The organism is uncultured Aureimonas sp. (assembly GCF_913775355.1).
Lineage (GTDB): Bacteria > Pseudomonadota > Alphaproteobacteria > Rhizobiales > Rhizobiaceae > Aureimonas.
Window position 1 is genome coordinate 1 of the sequence record NZ_CAJYIU010000051.1, and the last position, 19,448, is coordinate 19,448.

The 19,448-nt window shown below is 68.8% G+C and carries 23 protein-coding genes; 13 read left to right on the forward strand and 10 right to left on the reverse strand.

What is annotated here, in order from left to right; all coding sequences use genetic code 11:
- Nucleotides 1–345: 345 nt before the first annotated feature.
- The 3 genes from QZ753_RS03940 to QZ753_RS03950 form a co-directional block, all read right to left on the reverse strand.
- The gene (locus QZ753_RS03940; RefSeq protein ID WP_294641389.1) at nt 346–654 is read right to left on the reverse strand and encodes a hypothetical protein; all 309 of its coding nucleotides are present in this window, start codon (nt 652–654) and stop codon (nt 346–348) included.
- A gap of 169 nt (nt 655–823) precedes the next feature.
- Nucleotides 824–1,168, reverse strand: coding sequence for a hypothetical protein (locus QZ753_RS03945; RefSeq protein WP_294641390.1), 345 nt, complete (start codon nt 1,166–1,168; stop codon nt 824–826).
- A gap of 126 nt (nt 1,169–1,294) precedes the next feature.
- The gene (locus QZ753_RS03950) at nt 1,295–1,654 is read right to left on the reverse strand and encodes a hypothetical protein (RefSeq protein ID WP_294641391.1); all 360 of its coding nucleotides are present in this window, start codon (nt 1,652–1,654) and stop codon (nt 1,295–1,297) included.
- 463 nt (nt 1,655–2,117) lie between these two features.
- Here QZ753_RS03950 and QZ753_RS03955 point away from each other — a divergent pair, with 463 nt between their 5' ends.
- Together QZ753_RS03955 and QZ753_RS03960 are read left to right on the forward strand one after the other, a co-directional pair.
- A complete protein-coding gene (locus QZ753_RS03955; protein ID WP_294641392.1) occupies nt 2,118–2,333 on the forward strand; it encodes a cold-shock protein in 216 nt (71 codons plus the stop codon).
- Between the two features lie 178 nt (nt 2,334–2,511).
- Nucleotides 2,512–3,417, forward strand: coding sequence for a hypothetical protein (locus tag QZ753_RS03960; RefSeq protein ID WP_294641393.1), 906 nt, complete (start codon nt 2,512–2,514; stop codon nt 3,415–3,417).
- A gap of 6 nt (nt 3,418–3,423) precedes the next feature.
- Here QZ753_RS03960 and QZ753_RS03965 read toward each other — a convergent pair whose 3' ends face one another.
- Nucleotides 3,424–4,062: an MBL fold metallo-hydrolase gene (locus QZ753_RS03965; RefSeq protein WP_294641394.1), complete on the reverse strand. Its 639-nt coding sequence runs from the start codon at nt 4,060–4,062 to the stop codon at nt 3,424–3,426.
- A 106-nt stretch (nt 4,063–4,168) separates the two neighbouring features.
- The gene (locus tag QZ753_RS03970) at nt 4,169–5,059 is read right to left on the reverse strand and encodes a branched-chain amino acid aminotransferase (RefSeq protein WP_294641395.1); all 891 of its coding nucleotides are present in this window, start codon (nt 5,057–5,059) and stop codon (nt 4,169–4,171) included.
- Between the two features lie 268 nt (nt 5,060–5,327).
- On the opposite strand from QZ753_RS03970, the gene QZ753_RS03975 reads away from it, so the two are divergent.
- The 3 genes from QZ753_RS03975 to QZ753_RS03985 all read left to right on the forward strand — a co-directional run bounded on the left by QZ753_RS03975 (nt 5,328) and on the right by QZ753_RS03985 (nt 8,014).
- Nucleotides 5,328–5,864, forward strand: a complete 537-nt coding sequence (locus tag QZ753_RS03975; RefSeq protein ID WP_294641396.1) for a MarR family winged helix-turn-helix transcriptional regulator — start codon at nt 5,328–5,330, stop codon at nt 5,862–5,864.
- A gap of 1 nt (nt 5,865) precedes the next feature.
- Nucleotides 5,866–6,582: a response regulator transcription factor gene (locus QZ753_RS03980; protein ID WP_294641397.1), complete on the forward strand. Its 717-nt coding sequence runs from the start codon at nt 5,866–5,868 to the stop codon at nt 6,580–6,582.
- A gap of 181 nt (nt 6,583–6,763) precedes the next feature.
- On the forward strand, nt 6,764–8,014 hold the full coding sequence (locus QZ753_RS03985) for an ATP-binding protein (protein ID WP_244486700.1): 1,251 nt from the start codon (nt 6,764–6,766) through the stop codon (nt 8,012–8,014).
- A 174-nt stretch (nt 8,015–8,188) separates the two neighbouring features.
- Here the strand turns inward: QZ753_RS03985 and QZ753_RS03990 are convergent, their stop codons facing one another.
- From QZ753_RS03990 to QZ753_RS04005, 4 genes are all read right to left on the reverse strand, one after another.
- Nucleotides 8,189–8,551 carry a tRNA-binding protein gene (locus tag QZ753_RS03990; protein WP_294641398.1) on the reverse strand — a complete coding sequence of 121 codons (363 nt, stop codon included), beginning with the start codon at nt 8,549–8,551 and terminating at the stop codon, nt 8,189–8,191.
- A gap of 3 nt (nt 8,552–8,554) precedes the next feature.
- Nucleotides 8,555–9,376: a pyrroline-5-carboxylate reductase gene (gene proC / locus QZ753_RS03995; RefSeq protein WP_294641399.1), complete on the reverse strand. Its 822-nt coding sequence runs from the start codon at nt 9,374–9,376 to the stop codon at nt 8,555–8,557.
- Nucleotides 9,373–9,873 carry a YbjN domain-containing protein gene (locus QZ753_RS04000; protein ID WP_294641400.1) on the reverse strand — a complete coding sequence of 167 codons (501 nt, stop codon included), beginning with the start codon at nt 9,871–9,873 and terminating at the stop codon, nt 9,373–9,375. Before QZ753_RS04000 ends, proC begins: the two co-directional genes overlap by 4 nt.
- Before the next feature lie 321 nt (nt 9,874–10,194).
- Nucleotides 10,195–10,467, reverse strand: coding sequence for an accessory factor UbiK family protein (locus tag QZ753_RS04005; protein WP_294641401.1), 273 nt, complete (start codon nt 10,465–10,467; stop codon nt 10,195–10,197).
- 139 nt (nt 10,468–10,606) lie between these two features.
- On the opposite strand from QZ753_RS04005, the gene lgt reads away from it, so the two are divergent.
- The 8 genes from lgt (at nt 10,607) to ychF (ending at nt 18,502) form a co-directional block, all read left to right on the forward strand.
- Nucleotides 10,607–11,476 carry a prolipoprotein diacylglyceryl transferase gene (lgt, locus tag QZ753_RS04010; RefSeq protein ID WP_294641402.1) on the forward strand — a complete coding sequence of 290 codons (870 nt, stop codon included), beginning with the start codon at nt 10,607–10,609 and terminating at the stop codon, nt 11,474–11,476.
- Nucleotides 11,473–12,579, forward strand: coding sequence for an SAM-dependent methyltransferase (locus QZ753_RS04015; protein WP_294641403.1), 1,107 nt, complete (start codon nt 11,473–11,475; stop codon nt 12,577–12,579). Before lgt ends, QZ753_RS04015 begins: the two co-directional genes overlap by 4 nt.
- Before the next feature lie 54 nt (nt 12,580–12,633).
- Nucleotides 12,634–13,440, forward strand: a complete 807-nt coding sequence (gene pgeF / locus QZ753_RS04020) for a peptidoglycan editing factor PgeF (protein ID WP_294641404.1) — start codon at nt 12,634–12,636, stop codon at nt 13,438–13,440.
- 13 nt (nt 13,441–13,453) lie between these two features.
- Complete coding sequence (locus QZ753_RS04025) at nt 13,454–14,605, forward strand: Xaa-Pro peptidase family protein (RefSeq protein WP_294641405.1); 1,152 nt, start codon at nt 13,454–13,456, stop codon at nt 14,603–14,605.
- Between the two features lie 146 nt (nt 14,606–14,751).
- Nucleotides 14,752–15,684 (forward strand): ribose-phosphate pyrophosphokinase, encoded by a 933-nt coding sequence (locus tag QZ753_RS04030; protein WP_294641406.1) that lies wholly within the window; start codon nt 14,752–14,754, stop codon nt 15,682–15,684.
- Nucleotides 15,685–15,858: 174 nt separating this feature from the next.
- The gene (locus tag QZ753_RS04035; protein ID WP_294641407.1) at nt 15,859–16,521 is read left to right on the forward strand and encodes a 50S ribosomal protein L25/general stress protein Ctc; all 663 of its coding nucleotides are present in this window, start codon (nt 15,859–15,861) and stop codon (nt 16,519–16,521) included.
- 92 nt (nt 16,522–16,613) lie between these two features.
- Complete coding sequence (pth, locus tag QZ753_RS04040) at nt 16,614–17,330, forward strand: aminoacyl-tRNA hydrolase (RefSeq protein ID WP_294641410.1); 717 nt, start codon at nt 16,614–16,616, stop codon at nt 17,328–17,330.
- A 68-nt stretch (nt 17,331–17,398) separates the two neighbouring features.
- Nucleotides 17,399–18,502, forward strand: a complete 1,104-nt coding sequence (ychF, locus tag QZ753_RS04045; RefSeq protein ID WP_294641408.1) for a redox-regulated ATPase YchF — start codon at nt 17,399–17,401, stop codon at nt 18,500–18,502.
- Nucleotides 18,503–18,528: 26 nt separating this feature from the next.
- Here the strand turns inward: ychF and QZ753_RS04050 are convergent.
- A partial coding sequence (locus QZ753_RS04050; protein WP_294641409.1) for a GGDEF domain-containing protein occupies nt 18,529–19,448 on the reverse strand: 920 nt, incomplete at its 5' end.

A 19,448-nucleotide genomic window follows, 5' to 3' on the forward strand; every position in this document is an offset into this window, starting at 1 on the left:
GTGCCGCTGGTGAACGGGCGGACGCCCTCGGTCGAGGCCTCGACGCCGTCGGGCGGTCTCGTGCCGGGGCAGGAGCCGGAATAAGCTTCCAGACGACGGACGCGCGAAAGCGGCCCGCGCCACCTCGGTGGCCGGGCTTTTTCGTGTGGGCTCCCTGTCGGTCGCCGTTCGGGGAACAGGCGACGGGTCGCCGGAGGCGGACCACTTTTGTTTTCTACCCCACGGAGGTTCGCCTCCGGCGGCCCGTCGCCTGTTCCCAGAACGGCGACCGACAGGGAGCCCCCACGAAAAAGCCCGGCCACCGAGGTGGCGCGGGCCGCTTTCGCGCGTCCGGCGTCGGGACGCTTATTCCGGCTCCTGCCCCGGCACGAGACCGCCGGACGGCGTCGAGGCCTCGACCGAGGGCGTGCGCCCGTTCACCAGCGGCACCGACGAGGCCTTGCCCGTCGCATCCCCCAGACCGAACGCGGCCGGATAGCCGTAATTGTCCGTCTGCAGCACCACGCGCCCGTCCGGCAGCACGACCTCGCGCACCACCTGTTCGCGCTCGCGCGGCGACAGGATCGTGCCCGTCTCGCGCGGATCGTTGGCGAGCGCCGGAAACGCGGCGATCAGAAGCGCCAATCCGGCGCTGGCATAGAGGCATTCCTGCATCGTCGTCCACCCTGGCTGGGGCGCCGGGCTCGCTGAGAACCGCACGGCGCCGATTGTGTCGTTGGGGTGGCAACGGTTGGGCAAAGCCTTGAGTTCCCTTGGCAAAGCGCAAGAAAAAGGCCCGCCGGAGCGGGCCTCGATGACATCGCCGTGCGGTCTCGCAGGGCGGTCAGCCGCCGCTCGCCGAGGTGCCGCCGAGCGGAATGCCGATGCCGCTGCGACCGCCTTCCGGGATGGCGCCCGGCACGCGCGTCAGCGCGTTGCCGGCCGAGCCCGACGCGTCCGGCGTCATGTTGCCGTAGGCGCCGATGCCGTTCTGCAGGCCGCCCGCCCCGCGCGGGCCGCGGTCGCCGCCCGCCGAGCCGATGTCCATGCCGACGCCCGGCAGCCCTTCCGCCGGCTGCGACACCGAGCGGGTCTGGCGGAAGTCGTCCGTCCGCATCGACGACTGCGCCACGGCAGGCGCGGCAAGACCCGCGGCGAGAAGGAGGGCGGAAGCGATCGGCCGGAACATGGGACAAGTCCTTCGAATGAGTCTCGTGCAACAATGCCACGATTGGCGCCTTCGTTCCCACGAAAAACGCCGCCCCGCGGCAAGGCGGGGCGGCGTCGGCGTTCGTCTCGTCAGGGACGCTCCAGATCAGTCCGGCGTCTGGCCCGGCACGATGCCGCCCGACGGGGTCGAGCTGCTCGCTGCCGCGCCCGCGGCCGGGTCCATACCTTGCGTCGGCGTGCCGTTGGCCATCGGCGCTTCCGGCGTCGTCGAGCTGGTGGACGTGTCGTCCGTGCCCATCGCCGCGCCGCCCGTCGGGGCCGCCGTGTTGCCGGTGCGCGCCGCGCTGCCCATCGCGTCCGCGCCGCCCGTCGTGGTGGTGCCGGTCGCGCCCGTCGGCGGCATCATCGTCGTGCCGCCCGAGGTCGAGGCGCCGTCGGTGGACTGCGCGATCGCCGGGGCGGCGAGGAAGGCCAGCGCGGCCGTGGCGGTCAGGATCCGCTTCATGAGTGTTCTCCCTATCGTTGGTCCCCGTCAGGGGTTCGGGAGAAGAAGCGCCGCCGGCCGCGATCGTTCCGACGGTTTTCGTGACCCGGCCAAGGGTCGGCCTCTGCCGAAAAGGGGGCGGCGCCGCGTCGGCGACGGGGCGAAATCGAGGCGCTGACCATTTGGTCAGTCTAACGATCTATCTCCACTTGGCCGTCACAAAGCAGACCAAATGGACACGGGCGGCCGACAGGAACGGGATCGCTGAAACTTTCGCTTGCAAAGTCAAGCGAGTGCTTGCACACTTTTCTTGTTCGGGCAATTTCGCGAACTCGGGTGATGGACGAATTGCGTATCGGGGGCGCATCCCTCGAGTGGGCCGTGAAAGCGGGCCGCGATGTATCTGTTCCTTTTCCTCGCATCAAGACTTGCCTGCAGACCCCGTAAGGGGACCATACATAGCCCAAGGAAAAGGGTATACGACATGTCTCAGACCGGCACGGTCAAGTTCTTCAACACCGAGAAGGGCTTTGGTTTCATCAAGCCTGACAATGGTGGCGCCGACATCTTCGTCCACATCTCCGCGGTTCAGGCTTCGGGCCTTCCGGGTCTGGTCGAGAACCAGAAGGTCTCCTACGAGACCGAGCCGGACAAGCGCGGCAAGGGCCCCAAGGCAGTGAACCTCGAGACGGCTGACTAAGCCTTCCCATCCGCGGCCCGATCCGTCCGGGCGCGCTTTGATCCTTTCGAACGGCCCGCCGTGCCCCCGGCGGGCCGTTTTGCGTGTTAACTTCGTTTTAACTCATCCCGCCCGCGCGTTTGACTTGGGGGCCCCGTCACACAATCCTTAATCAAGGATTAACGAGGCAGGACGTCAGATGAAGCGGATTCTCCAGGCGCTCGCCGCCGCCCTTGTCGCCGGGGCGCCGCAAGCCGCATCGGCCCTCGACGGCGACCTCACGCTCGACCGCTACCCGACCGTCGCTCGTGGCGGCGTCGACACCAGCGTCACGGCCGTCAGCGGCAGCCGCGCCCGATACGACGGCGTTGAGCGTGGCGGATACGACCACGCCGAGACCTTCCGCGACCGGCGCGGCGGCTCCTTCCATCATGTCGGCGACGGCGGCTATCGTCGGGGCGACGCCCGCTGGAACGAGGGCAGTCGCTACCGTCGAAGCGGCTCCTTCGTCGATGTTGGCACCTATGGCGGGGCCGTCGAGCGCGGAAGCTTCTACGGGACGGCGGGAACCGCAAACTCGTCCTTCATCGTCGTCGGCCTGCCGACGGACGGCGCCGCCCTGCCCTCGTTCGGCTATGGGGGCCTCGTCGGCGGTCCCAAGATTCTGAATGTCAACGCCGATCGCCTCGACCGCCAGCCCTACGGCAAGGACGGACTGGCCGTGGCGCATGTCGGGACCGCCAAGATCATCCGCATCGCTCCGGACTTCCGCGCGGGGCGGGACCTCCCGGCTGTCACGGACACGGACGAGAACACGCCGACGCCCTTCGCCGAACTGCCGCCGGACGAGCGCGCGGTGACGGTGTTCCCCGATCCCGAGGCGATCGAGCGCCCGGTCGATCCGCCGGCCGCGCGCCGCGCGGAGGTCGCCGCAGAAGCGCCCGGTACCGCACGGGAGGCTCAACCCGCAGCCGGCGCCGTTCTGGAGCCGTGGTCGGCCGAATGGCTGCGCGACTGCGTGGCGCGCCATCCGGATTTCGACGCCTCGCTCGGCACCTACACCGACGAGGCGGGCCAGCGGCGCTTCTGCACCGGCGAGCCCTGAGCGACGTCAGCGCAGGAACGGATTGGTGCGGCGCTCGACGCCGAGACGGCTTCCGGGCCCGTGGCCGCAGATGAAGCCGACCTCGTCGCCGAGCGGCAGGATCTTGTCGCGGATGGTGGCCAGAAGCTGGTCGTGATCGCCGCCCGGCAGGTCGGTGCGCCCGATCGAACCGGCAAAGAGCACGTCGCCCGCATGCAGGAACTGGGCCTCGCGCTGGAAGAAGACGACGTGGCCGGGCGAGTGGCCCGGCGCGTGGATGACCTCGAAACGATGGGCACCCAACGTCAGCGCCTCACCCTCGTCGAGCCAGCGGTCCGGCGTGCAATTGCGGAAGGTCCCCGGCAGCCCGAACATCCGGGCCTGATCCTCCAGCCGCCCGAGCAGCATCTCGTCGGCGCGGTGCGACCCGATGATCTCGACACCCAGCGCGTCCTTCAGATCCATCGCGCCACCGGCATGGTCGATATGGCCATGGGTGATCCAGATGGCCTGAACGGTGAGGCCGAGCCGTTCGACTGCCGCCTCGATCCGATCCACGTCGCCGCCGGGGTCGACCACGACGGCCGACTTGTCCCCGTCGTCGTAGAGGATGCAACAGTTCTGCTGGAACGGGGTGACGGGGACGATCTCGGCGGCAAGGCTCATGACACAAGTCCTGAAGCAGCGGGTCGAGGGATGATGACCCGCAACCTCGAAAAGAAAAGGGCCCGCCCTGCGGCGAGCCCTCGTGGTGGCTTTGAGGCGGGACCCGCTATTCGGCCGCCAGACGCTTCGGCTGCACCTCGGCGGCGTAGTCCTCGACCAGACGGCGCGTCACGTCGCCCGGCGTGAAACGATAGGGGCCGATCTCGGCCACCGGCGTCACCTCGGCGGCGGTGCCGCATAGGAAGCACTCGGTGAAGCCCTCGAGTTCCTCCGGCATGATCGCGCGCACCTGCACCTCGTAGCCCCGGCGCTTGGCCAGTTCGATCACCGTGCGGCGGGTGATGCCGTCGAGGAAGCAGTCCGGGTCCGGCGTGTGGATCACGCCGTCCTGGACGAAGAAGACGTTGGCGCCCGTCGCCTCGGCGACACGCCCGCGCCAGTCGAGCATCAGCGCGTCGGCATAGCCCTTGGCCTCGGCCGCGTGCTTGGAGATCGTGCAGATCATGTAGAGGCCGGCGGCCTTGGCGCGCGACGGCGCGGTCTTCGGGTCCGGCCGGCGGTATTCGGCAAGATCGAGGCGGATGCCCTTCATCCGCTGCTCGGGATCGAAGTAGCTCGGCCACTGCCAGATCGCGATGGCGAGGTTGATCGTGTTCTTCTGGGCCGAGACGCCCATCGATTCCGAGCCGCGCCACGCGATCGGGCGGACATAGGCGTCGCGGAAGCCCTGGCGGCGGAGAAGCTCGCTGCAGGCGGCGTCGATCGCCTCGGCGCTATAGGGGATCTCGAAGCCGAGAATACGTCCCGACTCGATCAGGCGCTCGGTGTGCTCGCGCAGCTTGAAGATCTCGCCGCCATAGGCGCGCTCGCCCTCGAACACGGCGCTGGCATAGTGCAGGCCGTGCGTCAGCACGTGGACCTTGGCATCCTTCCAGGGCACGAATTCGCCGTTGTACCAGATCTGGCCATCGAGTTGGTCGAAGGGAACGCTGCTCATCTTGGGGGATCGCGCCGAAGGCGCCCTTTCCTGTCTCGTTCACGCATCGACCCGGCGATGCGCCGACCCTCCCGACCGCCCGGGCGCGGTGGCATGACCGTCGGTCCCGGCAAGGATGCGGCGCTCATGGGATGAAATTGCGGCAGGCCCCGCGCACGCCACTTGTGCGGGCGTCTGCCGGGCCTTTCGAAACGCGATCGCTGTTTGCGAGCGCTTGCATGGGTGTAACAATGGGCGGTAGATACGTCAACACTACTGACCTATTCCGATGGACTTGCCCTTGGCCGATGCCCCAGCCCCGGACGACACGATCGTCGAGGACGCGCTGCCCACGCGCGGCGAACTCGACTTCCGGCTGATCGAGCTGTTCTTCTTCGCCTATCGCGAATTCACGGGCGACGCCGACTCGATCCTGGAGCGCTACGGGTTCGGGCGGGCGCATCACCGCATCCTGCATTTCGTCAACCGCGACCCTGGCATGACCATCGCCGAGATCCTGGACCTCCTGGAGATCACCAAGCAATCCCTGTCGCGCGTCCTGCGCCAGTTGATCGATGACGGCTTCATCGCGCAAGTGCAGGGAACCGACGACCGGCGGCAGCGCCGCCTCTACCCGACGCAGAAAGGCCGCGATCTGACGCTCGAACTCTCCCGCGCGCAAGGCCGGCGCATCGACGCCGCCTTTCGCGCCGCCGCACTGGACGACCCGGGCCTCGTGAACGACTTTCTCCTGGAGATGGGCGCTGACCGGAAGGCGACGCGGGACTGGTTCGCGCGCAAGGGCATCGGAAGGGAGAATCGCTGACATGACGCTCGCCGAGGATCACGCGACCGACGAATCGATGGACGATGCCCCGCATCTCCTGATCATCGACGACGACCGGCGCATCCGCAGCCTCCTGTCGCGCTTCCTGTCGGAGCGCCGCTTCCGCGTGTCGGTCGCTTCCGATGCTGCCGAGGCCCGCCGCATTCTCCAGGGGCTGGAGTTCGACCTGATGATCGTCGACGTGATGATGCCGGGCGAGAGCGGGCTCGACCTCGTGCGCTCCGTCTCGCCCCATCGCGACATCCCGATCCTGATGCTCACGGCCCGCTCGGAAACCGACGACCGCATCCTCGGTCTCGAGGCGGGCGCCGACGACTATCTCGCCAAGCCCTTCGATCCGCGCGAGCTTCTCCTGCGCATCAACAACATCCTGAAGCGCGGCGGCACGACGCCGGTGCAGAAGGTCGAGCACGTGCGCTTCGGACCGTTCTCGTTCTCGCTGTCGCGCAAGGAGCTGCGACGCGGCGCCGACGTGATCCGCCTGACCGAGCGCGAACAGGAGATCATGACGCAGTTCGCGCAGAAGGCGGGCGACACCATTCCGCGCCAGGACCTCCTCACCAGCGACACCGAAGTCGGCGAACGGACGGTGGACGTTCAGATCAACAGGCTGCGCCGCAAGATCGAGAGCGATCCCGCCAATCCGCTCTGGCTCCAGACGGTGCGCGGCATCGGTTACCGGTTGAATGTCGATTGAACGCGTCATCGACGCCTCGGTGATCGCCGAGGCGGGCAGCGAGACCGGACCGAAGCGGCCGCCGCCGCGTCGGAGCTGGGGCGCGGCGCTGCGCGGTCTGTCGCGTCAGGTCCGGCGCTTCGTCTCGCGGCGGACGCCCAAGGGCCTCTACGCCCGGTCGCTGATCATCATCATCGCGCCGATGGTGCTGCTCCAGTCGGTGGTCGCCTTCGTCTTCATGGAGCGCCACTGGCAGACGGTGACGCAGCGTCTCTCGGCCTCGGTGGTGCAGGACATCTCGGCCGTGATCGACATGATCCAGACCTATCCCGACCCGGCCGGCGAATACGCCGAGGTGACGCGCATCGCGCGCGAGCGCCTGGCGCTGAACGTTCTCGTGCTGCCGCCCGAGCCCCTGCCCGCCCCGGCGCCCAAGCCCTTCTTCAACATCCTCGACGGCATCCTGTCGGAGGAGATCACCCGGCAGATCAACCGGCCCTTCTGGATCGACACGCTCGGCGAGTCGCGGATCGTCGAGATCCGCATCCAGCTACCGGACCACATGCTGCGCATCTTCGCGCCGCGCAATTCGGCCTACGCCTCCAACAGCCACATCTTCCTGCTCTGGATGGTCGGCACGTCGCTGGTGCTGATCCTGATCGCGATCCTGTTCCTGCGCAATCAGATCCGCCCGATCCAGAAGCTCGCGCAGGCGGCCGAAGGCTTCGGACGCGGCCAGCCGATGCCGCCCGATTTCCGCGTGCGCGGCGCGTCGGAGGTGCGGCGCGCTTCGCTCGCCTTCATCCAGATGCGCGACCGTATCGAGCGGCAGATCGAGCAGCGCACGCAGATGCTGAACGGCGTCAGCCACGACCTGCGCACGGTCCTCACCCGCTTCCGCCTGCAGCTCGCCCTTCTGGAAGAGAACGAGGACCGGCAGGAACTCGAGCAGGACGTCGACGAGATGGGCCGGATGCTGGAAGGCTACCTCGCCTTCGCCAAGGGCGAGGGCGGCGAGGAGGTCGGCGAGCTCGATCTCGAGCGCGTCTTCGCCCGCTTCGAGAGCGAGGCCTCGCTGAAAGGGCGGAGCCTCGAGACCGACCTCGTCGGCGACCCGCGCATCTCGGTGCGACCGGACGCCTTCGTGCGCTGCCTCGGCAATCTCGTCGCCAACGCGCTGCGCCACGGGAATGCGGTGCGCCTCAGCGCCCGCCACGACGACCGCTGGCTGTCGGTCTCGGTGGAAGACGACGGCCCCGGCATCGAGCCGACGCAGCGCGAGGACGTTTTCAAGCCATTCGTGCGGCTGGACGAGGCACGCAACATCGACGCGGGCGGCACGGGTCTCGGGCTTGCCATCGCGCGCGATGTGGCCCGCAGCCATGGCGGCGACATCCTCCTGTCGGAGTCCTCCCTCGGCGGGCTGAAGGCGCTGGTCCGGATTCCGGCCTAGAGCGCTTTCCGGCCGGGTGGGATGGTTGTCGCGGAGGGGACTCCACTTAGTGGAGAGAAGCCGATGCCGTCGCATCGTGACCGATGAAAAACGCCGGCATGAGGCGAAAGCGTCCCGCCGCGCAGCGGGCGTTCGAAGGACGATGACGACCGTTCGATCCGGTTGGAACGCGCTCTAGTACAGGCGCCCGCCGTTCGGCACCTCGTGGCTCAGCGCGGCGAGCACCACGTTGCCGGCCTCGTCGGGGAAGCCAAGCGTCAGGACCTCCGAGCGCATCGGGCCGATCTGGCGTGGCGGGAAGTTGACCACCGCCATGACCTGCCGTCCGACCAACTCGTCCAGCGCGTGGCGGACGGTGATCTGGGCCGAGGACTTCTTCAAGCCGATCTCCGGCCCGAAATCGATGACGAGGCGGAAGGCCGGCTTGCGCGCTTCGGGGAACGGCTCGGCCGAGACGATCGTCCCGACCCGGATATCGACCTTCAGGAAGTCGTCGAGGGTGATCTGCGGCGCGACGGCCGCCGTCTCGGCACTCATCGTTCAGCCCTTGGACAGTTCGATCGCGCGGTCGCGCGCGGCGGCGACCGCCTTGGTCATCAACGATGGCAGCCCGTCCTCCGCCATCAGCACGCCGAGCGCCGCCTCCGTCGTGCCCTTGGGCGAGGTGACGTTGCGGCGCAGTTGCGCCGGCGGATCGTCGGAGCGGATCATCAGTTCGCCCGCGCCCGCCACGGTATGTCGCGCAAGGCGCATCGCGAGTTCGGGATCGAGACCGGCCTTCACGCCCGCTTCCGCCAGCACCTCGGCCAGGAGGAAGACGTAGGCGGGCCCGCTGCCGGACACGGCCGTCACGCGGTCGATGTCGTCCTCGCTCGGCACCCATTCCACCGGGCCGCTCGCCTGGAGGAGGTCGTTTGCGATCGCCTTCTGGCCCAGCGTCACCCGCTCGTTGGCGAAGGCGCCCGTGATGCCGCGGCCGATCAAGGCGGGCGTGTTGGGCATCGCACGCACCACCGGCCGCGCGCCGAGCTTCTCCTCGATGAAGGCGATGGTGCGCCCGGCCGCGACCGAGATCACCAGCGTTTCGTCCTTGAGGCTCGCGCGCAGCGGCGCGACGGCCTCGGCCAGCACCTGCGGCTTGACCGCGAGGATCACGACGTCCTGGCCCTCGTCGGGGGCGGTGGTCGCATGACGCACGCCCGCGTCGAACAGGGCGCCCAGCGCCGGCGACGGATTGGGGTCGAGGATGGTGACCGAGGCGGGAACGAGCCCGCCCGCGATCCAGCCGCGCAGCATCGCGCCGCCCATGTTGCCGCCGCCGAGCAGCAGAAGCCGGCCGACCGGCGCGATGCCCGCGCTCATGCGTTGCCGACCGTATCGAACACGGCGCAGGCCAAGGCCTCGTCGGCGGACTTCTCCGCCCAGACCACGAACTGGAAGGCCTGATAGTAGCGCTCGCACGCCTCCAGCGCCGCCGACAGGAGGCGCTCGGCCTGCTGGCTCGTCGGCTGCACGCCGCCGGACAGGAGGATCGCGTGACGGAACATCACCGCGCCTTCAGCCGCCCAGAGATCGAAATGGCCGACCAGCATCCCCTCGTTGATGCGCGACAGGAGCCGCAGCACCTCGACCTGCCGCCGGGCCGGAACCTTGAGGGTGAAGGCGCAGCCGAGATGCAGTGCCTCGGAAGCTTCCATCCACGAGAAGGAGACCGAATAGTCGGTCCACGCGCCCTGCACCGAGACCGCGATCTCGTCGTCGCAGGGGCGTTCGAAAGACCAGTCGTGACGCGAGGCGACGGTCTCGATCACATCCACCGGATGGGAGAGTCGCCTGACGTCGAGTTCGCCGAGTTGCATGTCGTTTATCCCCGTGCCGCATCAGACGCGGGACCGCCGGGGCGCCGCACGCACCCCGTCGTCAAGGGTCGAATTCCTCGTAAGACCCTGGCTTCCGCGCCTCCCGGAAAACCGCCGCCGTGGCGAATCACCGTTGACTTCAGTGTATCGACGCGGACTCGCGATTCCAGAGGTGGAAACGGTATTTTAAGGTTCGTCGGGAGCGGGTCGGAACCCGCGGCCAGTGCCTGAAGCGTTAAGGGATTCAGCGCTCACGCTTTTCCGATTCCACTCTCCCGCGGCAGGCCGGTGACAAACCTGTGCACGGCCTGTGGAAAAGCCTCAGGACGTGGTCGTGGACGCCCCGGACAAACGGGCCTCGAGGTCGGCGACGCGCTTCTTCAGAGCTTCGTTCTCGACGCGTGCCCGCGTCGCCATCTCGCGGACAGCCTCGAACTCCTCGCGCTGGACGAGGTCCATCGAATTGATGAAGCGTTCGCCCTGCGAGCGGAACACCGTCTCCATCTCGCGGCGCACGCCCTGCGCCGCGCCGGCCGCGTCGGTCATCATGCGGGCGAACTCGTCGAGCATGCGGTTCGGGCCTCGGTCGTTCATCGGTTCGCTCCTTGAAAGCGGCTAGCGCGTTCTCGGAGGTAGGCGCTCGGCCTCGCGTTGGCAATGGAGCGGCTTGACCCCGCCGCCGGCCCGGCGCACACCCCCGCCCGACGCGCGCAGTCCCGAGGAGCCTCCCGCCATGACAGCCTCCGCCGTTCTCGGCGTCCTCGCCTACCCCCAGATCGACCCCGTCTTCCTGCAGATCGGCCCCATCGCGTTGCGGTGGTACGGGCTCGCCTACGTCGCCGGCATCCTGTGCGGCTGGCTCTACGGGCGCCATCTCGTCGGCACTTCACGGCTCTGGCCGAACGGCGTCTCGCCGATCACCAAGACCGATATCGACGACTTCATCGTCTGGATCACGATCGGCATCGTGGCCGGCGGGCGCATCGGCTCGATCCTGTTCTACGACTTCGACCGCGTCGCCGCCGACCCGCTCTCGGCCTTCCGCGTCTGGGAGGGCGGAATGTCGTTCCATGGTGGCCTGATCGGCGTGACGGTCGCGATGATCCTGTTCTGCCGCTCGCACAAGGTGCCGCTGTTCAGCCTGATCGACGTCGTGGCGGCCTCGGTCCCCTTCGGCCTGTTCTTCGGCCGCATCGCCAACTTCATCAACGGCGAGCTTTGGGGGGCGCCGACCTCCGTGCCCTGGGCGATGGTGTTCCCGCATGCCGGCCCCGAGCCGCGCCACCCGAGCCAGCTCTACGAGGCGGCGCTGGAGGGCATCGTCCTCTTCCTGATCCTGCGCGTCCTGACCCATCGCCTCGGTGCGCTCGGGCGTCCGCGCCTCGTCGGCGGCGTCTTCATCCTGCTCTACGGCTGCGCGCGCATCTTCGTCGAGTTCTTCCGCATGCCGGACGTGCAGCTCGGCTACCTCCTCGGCACCGGTTGGCTGACCATGGGCATGGTGCTGTCCACCCCGATGCTACTCGTCGGCCTCTGGGCGATCGCGACCGCCAAGCCCCGCGCCTACGAGCCGCGCGCCGCCGAGACCACGGCCGCCGCGTGAGCGATCTCGCTTCGCGCATCCGCGCCGAGATCGAGGCGTCGGGCCCGATGCGGCTCGACCGGTTCTGGAACCTCTGCCTCTTCGATCCGACCGAGGGCTATTATACAAGCCGCGACCCGATCGGCGCGAGCGGCGACTTCACCACCGCGCCCGAGATCAGCCAGATGTTCGGCGAGCTTCTGGCCGCCTGGGCCTTCGCGGCCTGGGACGGGCTCGGCCGCCCCCCCGCCTTCACCTTCGCGGAAGCGGGGCCGGGACGCGGCACGCTGATGGCCGACTTGCTGCGCACCCTGCGCCAGTTCGACCCGGCCTTCCTCAAGGCGGCGCGCATCCGGCTTATCGAGGTCAGCGACAGGCTCGCCAGCGTTCAGGCCGAGCGCCTCGCGCGCTTCGACCTGCCCGTCCGGCGCGTCCGGCAGATCGAGGAGCTCGACGTCGACGGGCCGCTTCTCCTCGTCGCCAACGAACTTCTCGATGCGCTCGCCATCCGCCAGTTCGTGTTCCGCGACGGCGCGTGGCACGAGCGGCTGGTGGACGTCTCCGGCGACGGCTTTGCCTTCAATGACGGCCCCGCGACGACGCGCGTGCCCGCGTCCCTCGCCCGCCTGCCCCAGCCCGCCGCGGGTGCGGTGTTCGAGGTCTCGCCCGAGCGCGACGCCCTGTGCGCTGCCCTGGCCAGTCGGCTTGCGCGGCAGGGCGGCGCGGCGCTCCTGATCGACTACGGCCACGCCCGCACCGGTTTCGGCGACACGCTGCAGGCGCTGCGCCGCCACGAGGCGACAAGCGCGCTCGATGCGCCCGGAGCGGCCGACATCACCAGCCATGTCGACTTCGAGCAGGTCGCCCGCGCCATGGCCGGCGCGGCGCCGACGCTCCGCTTCGGCCTTGCGGCGCAGGGCGATTTCCTCCTGTCGCTCGGGCTGCCCGAGCGGGCGGGGCGGCTCGGCGCCCATGCCGACGAGGCCGGCCGTGCGGCGATCACGGCCGCCGTCCATCGCCTCGCCGGCCGGGGCCAGGGCGAGATGGGCGCGCTGTTCAAGGTGTTCGGCGCCGCCTCCGCCCTGCTGCCGCTGCCGCCCTTCGTGCAACCGCGCGTCGATTGACTTCGACCAACCCCTCCCCCACGAATGAGGGTCCGTAACGGACTGCTGCTTTCCATGCTCGATCACCGCCTCTCCGCCGCCTCGCACCTTCGCGCGCGCGACACCGTGCAGGACCCGCGCTTCGGCTCGGATGCACGGCTCGCCCACGCCTTCTTCACGCGGGCCGGCGGCGTCTCGACCGGCATCTACCGCGGCCTCAACGCGGGGATCGGCTCGCACGACGAGGCCGAGGCGGTGCATGAGAACCGCCGGCGCGCCGTGCACTTTCTCGGGCTCGAAGGCGCGCAGCTGGCGACGCCCTGGCAGACGCATTCGCCCGATGCCGTCGTCGCGACCGAGCCGTTCGGCGGCGAGCGCCCGAAGGCGGATGCGGTTGTGACGGCGACGCGGGGTCTTGCCGTTGGCGTCGTGACGGCCGACTGCGGACCGATCCTCTTTGCCGACCCGCGCGGCGGCGTCGTCGCGGCCGCTCATGCCGGCTGGCGCGGGGCCGTCGGCGGCGTCCTCGAGCGCACGGTCGAGACGATGGAACGCCTCGGCGCGCGGCGCGACCGGATCGAGGCGGTGCTCGGCCCCTGCATCACGCAGCCCAACTACGAGGTCGGCGCCGATATGGCCGAGACCTTCCTGCGCGAGGATGCCGCCAACAAGCGCTTCTTCGCGGCCGGTGCGACGCCGGAGAAGCGCCAGTTCGACCTTCCCGCCTTCATTCTCGCGCGTCTCGAGCGCATCGGCGTCGCCGCCCGCTTCGTCGGGCGCTGCACCTATGCCGAGGAGGACGCGTTCTTCTCCTTCCGGCGCACCACCCATCGCGGGGAGACCGACTACGGCCGGCAGCTCTCCGCCATCGCCCTCGCCTGACCGAAAGCGCTTCATGCTGCATTTCACGCCCGACGAATTCGAGCGCCGCCGCGCGCACCTGTCCGCCGAGATGGCCGAGCGCAAGCTCGACGCCGTGATGCTGTTCGCGCAGGACTCGATGTTCTGGCTGACGGGCTACGATACGTTCGGCTTCTGCTTCTTCCAGTGCCTCGTGGTGACGGCGGACGGGCAGATGCGCCTCCTCACGCGCTCGGCGGACCTGCGCCAGGCACGCGCCACCTCGAACATCGAGACGGTCGTCGTCTGGCGCGACCGCGGCGGCGCCAACCCGGCGATCGAGCTGCGCGACATGATGGACGACATGGGGCTGCTCGGCGCGCGCGTCGGCGTCGAGTGGTCGACGCACGGTCTGACGGCGGCGAACGGCAAGCTCGTCGAGGAAAAGCTCGGCTCCTTCGCCGCGCTCACCGACGCGTCCGACCTCGTGCCCTCGCTTCGCGTCATTAAGAGCGAAGCCGAGATCGCCTATGCGCGGGAGGCCGGGAGGCTCGGCGACGAGGCGTTCGAGGCGATGTGGCCGCTGGTGCGCGAGGGGGCCGACGAGGGCGTCCTCCTCCATGCGCTGCAGGGCGACATCCTCCTGAAGGGCGGCGACTACCCCGCCAACCCGTTCATCCTCGGCTCGGGTGAGGACGCGCTTCTCTGCCGCTACAAGTCGGGCCGCCGCGCCCTGTCGGCACAGGACCAGCTGACGATCGAGTGGTCCGGCGTCAAGGCGCAGTACCATGCGCCGCTGATGCGCACCGTGATCGTCGGCCGCCCGCTGATGCGGCACGAGGAACTGTTCGCCGCCGGCGCCGAGGCTCTGAAGGCCGTCGAGGAGGCCATGCGGCCCGGCCAGACCTTCGGCGACGTCTTCGACGCGCATGCGCGCGTGATGGAGGCGCACGACCTCGCCCGCCATCGTCTTGCAGCCTGCGGCTACTCGGTCGGCGCGCGCTTTGCCCCGTCCTGGATGGACCCGCAGATGTTCGTCTCCGGCAACGCCGAGCCGATCCGGCCGAACATGACGCTGTTCGCGCACATGATCATCATGGACTCCGACAGCGGCGCCGCGATGTGCCTCGGGCAGACCTACCTCACCACCGAGGGCGCGCCCGAATGCCTGTCGCGCCTGCCGATCGAGCTCAAGGCGACCGGCTGATCCACGGGGACCGGCTTAACCGCGCCGCGGTCTTTCCCGCGGTGCAACCTTGAATCTTTCCACCATCTTGCTAAGAGCCCGGCCATGCGACCGGCGCCTCCGTCCCGAGGTCCGGCGAGCCCTTCAGACGGATAAAGCGGTCAGCGATGAAACTCTTTGTCGGCAACTCCAACCGCACTCTGGCCGAAGGGATCGGGCGCTACCTGGAACTGCCGCTCGGCGCCGCCTCCGTGCGCCGCTTCGCCGACCAGGAGATCTTCGTCGAGATCCAGGAGAACGTGCGCGGCGAGGACTGCTTCGTCATCCAGTCGACGTCCTACCCGGCGAACGACCACCTGATGGAGCTCCTGATCATCATGGACGCGCTGCGCCGGGCCTCCGCCCGCCGCATCACCGCGGTCCTCCCCTATTTCGGCTACGCCCGGCAGGACCGCAAAGCCGGCGGCCGCACGCCGATCTCGGCCAAGCTCGTCGCCAACCTCATCACCCATGCCGGCGCCGACCGCGTGATGACGATGGATCTCCACGCCGGGCAGATCCAGGGCTTCTTCGACATCCCGACCGACAACCTCTTCGCGGTGCCGCTGCTGGCGCGCGACATCAAGGAGCACCTCGAGACCGACCGCGTGATGGTCGTCTCGCCGGACGTGGGCGGCGTGGTTCGCGCCCGCTCGCTCGCCAAGCGCCTCGACGCGCCGCTCGCCATCGTCGACAAGCGCCGCGAGAAGCCGGGCGAGTCCGAGGTGATGAACATCATCGGCGACGTGAAGGACCGGCACTGCATCCTGATCGACGACATCATCGATTCCGGCGGGACGCTCTGCAACGCGGCCGATGCGCTGATGGCGGCGGGCGCCAAGGGCGTGCGCGCCTACATCACCCACGGCGTCCTGTCGGGCGGCGCGGTCTCGCGCATTGCCGCCTCCTCGATCGAGGAGCTCGTGATCACCGATTCGATCGAGCCGACCAAGGCGATCCGCGAGGCGCGCAACATCCGCGTCATCAGCACCGCGACGCTGCTCGGCGAGGCGATCTCGCGCACTACCACCGAGCAGTCCGTCTCCTCGCTCTTCGACTGAGCCGAGGCGGGCGCTCGCCTTGCGCCACAAGCCGATCGCCGCTATAGCCAACCCGCCCGCGCGGACACCCTTGGAGGCAGCGCGGGCGTGAAGCGGCCTCGCGGCCGCTTTTCGTCGTTCCGGGCGTCCGCGCGCCGGAGCGGCAACCTCTGAACGAAAACAAGGATTGAAACCATGAGCGAGAGCTACACGGTCAAGGCCGAAGCGCGCGAGAAGGTCGGCAAGGGGGCCGCCAGACATCTCCGCCGCAACGGAATGGTGCCCGCCGTCATCTACGGCGACAAGCAGGAGCCCCTGCCGATCGCGGTCCCCTACAAGGAGACCTTCCTCAAGCTGCACGGCGGCGGCTTCCTGACGACGGTCATCACGATCGACGTCGGCGGCAAGCAGATCAAGGTCCTGCCGAAGGACTACCAGCTCGACGTCGTCAAGGACACGCTGACCCACGTCGACTACCTCCGCGTCTCCGACCGCACGGAAGTCACGGTCCGCATCCCGGTGCACTTCGAGAACGAAGACGCGGCCCCGGGCATCAAGGCCCAGGACGGCGCGCTGAACGTCGTGCACCACGACATCGAAGTCGTCTGCGCGGCGCAGGCGATCCCGGAGGGCTTCACGCTCGACCTGACCGGCCTCGAGATCGGCGACGCCGTCTCCTCGTCGGCCCTCAAGCTGCCGAAAGGCGTGCGCCTGACCACGGACGAAGAGTTCGTGATCGCGACGATCGTGCCGCCCATGGCCGAGGAAGTCGACGAGCTGGACGCCGAGACGCCGGAGACGGAAGTCATCGAGCAGACCGACGCGACCGCCGAGGACGAGCCGAAGACCGGCAACTGATCGTGTTCGCGGCGGACGCGAGCGATCCGTCCGCCGCATCGCGCAAGGCGGGACCGGTTCTGGCCGGTCCCGGTTCGCTGGAGAACGGGCACATGCTCATCATGGTGGGCCTCGGCAATCCCGGCGCGCAGTATGCCGGAAACCGGCACAATATCGGCTTCATGGCGGTCGAAGAGATCGCCCGCTCGGGCGGCTTCTCGCCGTGGTCGAAGAAGTTCCACGGCGAGATCGCCGAGGGCTCGATCGCGGGCCGCAAGGTCATTCTCCTGAAGCCGTCGACCTTCATGAACGACAGCGGCCGCTCGGTGCAGGCCGCCGCGGCCTTTTACAAGATACCGCCCGCCGACATCGTGGTCTTCCATGACGAACTCGACCTGCCACCCGGCAAGGTGCGCGTGAAGACCGGCGGGGGACACGGCGGGCACAACGGGCTGCGCTCGATCGACGCGCATCTCGGCAAGGAATACCGGCGCGTGCGCCTCGGCATCGGGCACCCCGGCTCGAAGGAGCGCGTCAACCCCCATGTCCTCGGCGATTTCGCCAAGGTCGACCACGCGTGGCTGGAGCCGATGCTGGAGACCGTGGCGCGCAACGCGCCGTCGCTGGTCGCCGGCGACGACGCCGTCTTCATGAACAAGGTGACGCTCGCCACCGGCGGCTCCGAGGAGCCCGCGGGCGCCAAGGGCGGCGCGGGCAAGGCCAAGGGCGAGAGCCACGTGCGCCAGGCGCGCCCCACCGAGACCCGCGCGGCCACCGGGCCGATGGCGGGCATGCTGCGCCGCCTTCTCGGCGGCGGCGACCCGAACTGATCCCTTTTCTTCGGCAGGATCGCCGTCCGGCGGACCGCCCTTCCCCACAGACCTGAGGCAGAACCACCATGGGCTTTCGCTGCGGCATCGTCGGACTTCCCAATGTCGGCAAGTCCACGCTCTTCAACGCCTTGACCAAGACCGCCGCGGCGCAGGCCGCGAACTACCCGTTCTGCACGATCGAGCCGAACACCGGCGACGTCGGCGTACCCGACCAGCGCATGGCACCGATCGCCAAGATCGGAAAGTCGGCCCAGATTATTCCGACGCGCATCACCTTCGTCGACATCGCCGGCCTCGTTCGCGGCGCCTCGAAGGGCGAAGGCCTCGGCAACCAGTTCCTCGCCAACATCCGCGAGGTGGACGCGATCGTCCACGTCCTGCGCTGCTTCGAGGATGACGACATCACCCATGTCGAGGGCCGCATCGATCCGGTCGCGGATGCCGAGACGGTCGAGACTGAGCTAATGCTGTCGGACCTCGAAAGCCTCGAACGCCGCATCGTCGCCGCGCGCAAGAAGGCTCAAGGCAAGGACAAGGAAGCGCTGGCGCAGGTGCCGGTGATGGAGGCCGCGCTCGCCAAGCTGCAGAACGGCGAGCCCGCGCGCACGCTCCTCTCTACGCTCGACGCCGACGACCGCCAGCAGCTGCGCAACCTCAACCTCCTGACCTCGAAGCCCGTTCTCTACGTCTGCAACGTCGCGGAAGCGGATGCGGCGACGGGCAACCGGTATTCGGAGGCCGTCGCCGAGATGGCCAAGCGTCAGGGCGCGCGCAGCGTCGTGATCTCGGCCGCGATCGAGGCGGAGATCGCCCAGCTCGGCGAGGACGAGGTCGGCGAATACATGGGCGCGATGGGTCTCGACGAGCCTGGCCTCGACCGCCTGATCCGCGAGGGCTACGCGCTTCTCGACCTCATCACCTATTTCACGGTGGGCCCGAAGGAGACCCGCGCCTGGACCGTCAAGCGCGGCGCCAAGGCGCCGCAGGCGGCCGGCGTCATCCACACCGATTTCGAGAAGGGCTTCATCCGCGCCCAGACGATCGCCTATGACGACTTCGTCGGGCTCGGCGGCGAAGTCGCGGCCAAGGAAGCCGGCAAGGCGCGCGACGAAGGCAAGGAATACGTCGTTCAGGACGGCGACATCATGCTGTTCAAGTTCAACGTCTGACGCGCCGAGCCGGGGCGGCGCCGACCTCAGGCGGCGGCGACCCGGCTCTTCGCCGGCTTCGGCTCCGCGGCGGGCTTGGCGAGAGCCGCGATCGTCGCGTTGCTGAGGCGCACCCGGTTCCGGCCGGCGGCCTTCGCCTCGTAGAGCGCCTTGTCGGCGACGCTGAACAGCGTCTGCCAGGAGGCGACGGGACCCGTCTCGTTCGCAAGGCCGAAGCTTGCCGTGATGCGGATCGGCCCGGCGCTCGTCTCGACCTCCGTCCCCTCGATCTCGGCCCGCAGCGCCTCGGCAAAGGCCAGCGCATCCTCGGCGCGTTCGGACCGCAGGACGATCGCGAACTCCTCGCCGCCGTAGCGCGCGACGATGACGTCCGCGTTCGACCGCCGCCGCAGGAGGCCGGAAAACGCAGCCAGAACCTCGTCCCCGGCGCCATGGCCGTGGGTGTCGTTCACGATCTTGAAGTGGTCGATGTCGCCGAGGATCGCGGTGTAGTTCCGTCCGCCACCGCCGAATTTCTCCAGACGCACGAAAAGGCCGCGACGATTGGGTAGTGCGGTGAGCTCGTCCGTCTCGGATAGCGTGCGCAGTTTCTCGGCGAGAAGCGCGCGCTCCTCCTCGAGCACCATGCGCTGACGGTCCCGTGCCTCTAAGGTCTCCAGCGCATTGTAGAGGCTTTTGACCGCGAGGACCGAGCCCTCGTAGCGATCGCGGCGGATCGGGCGGCGTTCGCAGAGCGCCAGGATCTGATCCCGCACGCCGAAGAGCGGCCGCAGCATCTTGCGGTAGAGAACCCACGCCGCCGTCGCGGTCATCACCAGGATGAGCACGGCGAGGGAGACGACGAGCTTCATCTGGATCAGCGTCGACTTCTGGATCTCGACCGCCTCGTCCATCATCGCGTCGACGTAGAGGTTGCGCATGCGCAGGATCGGCAGCGTCGTCGGCG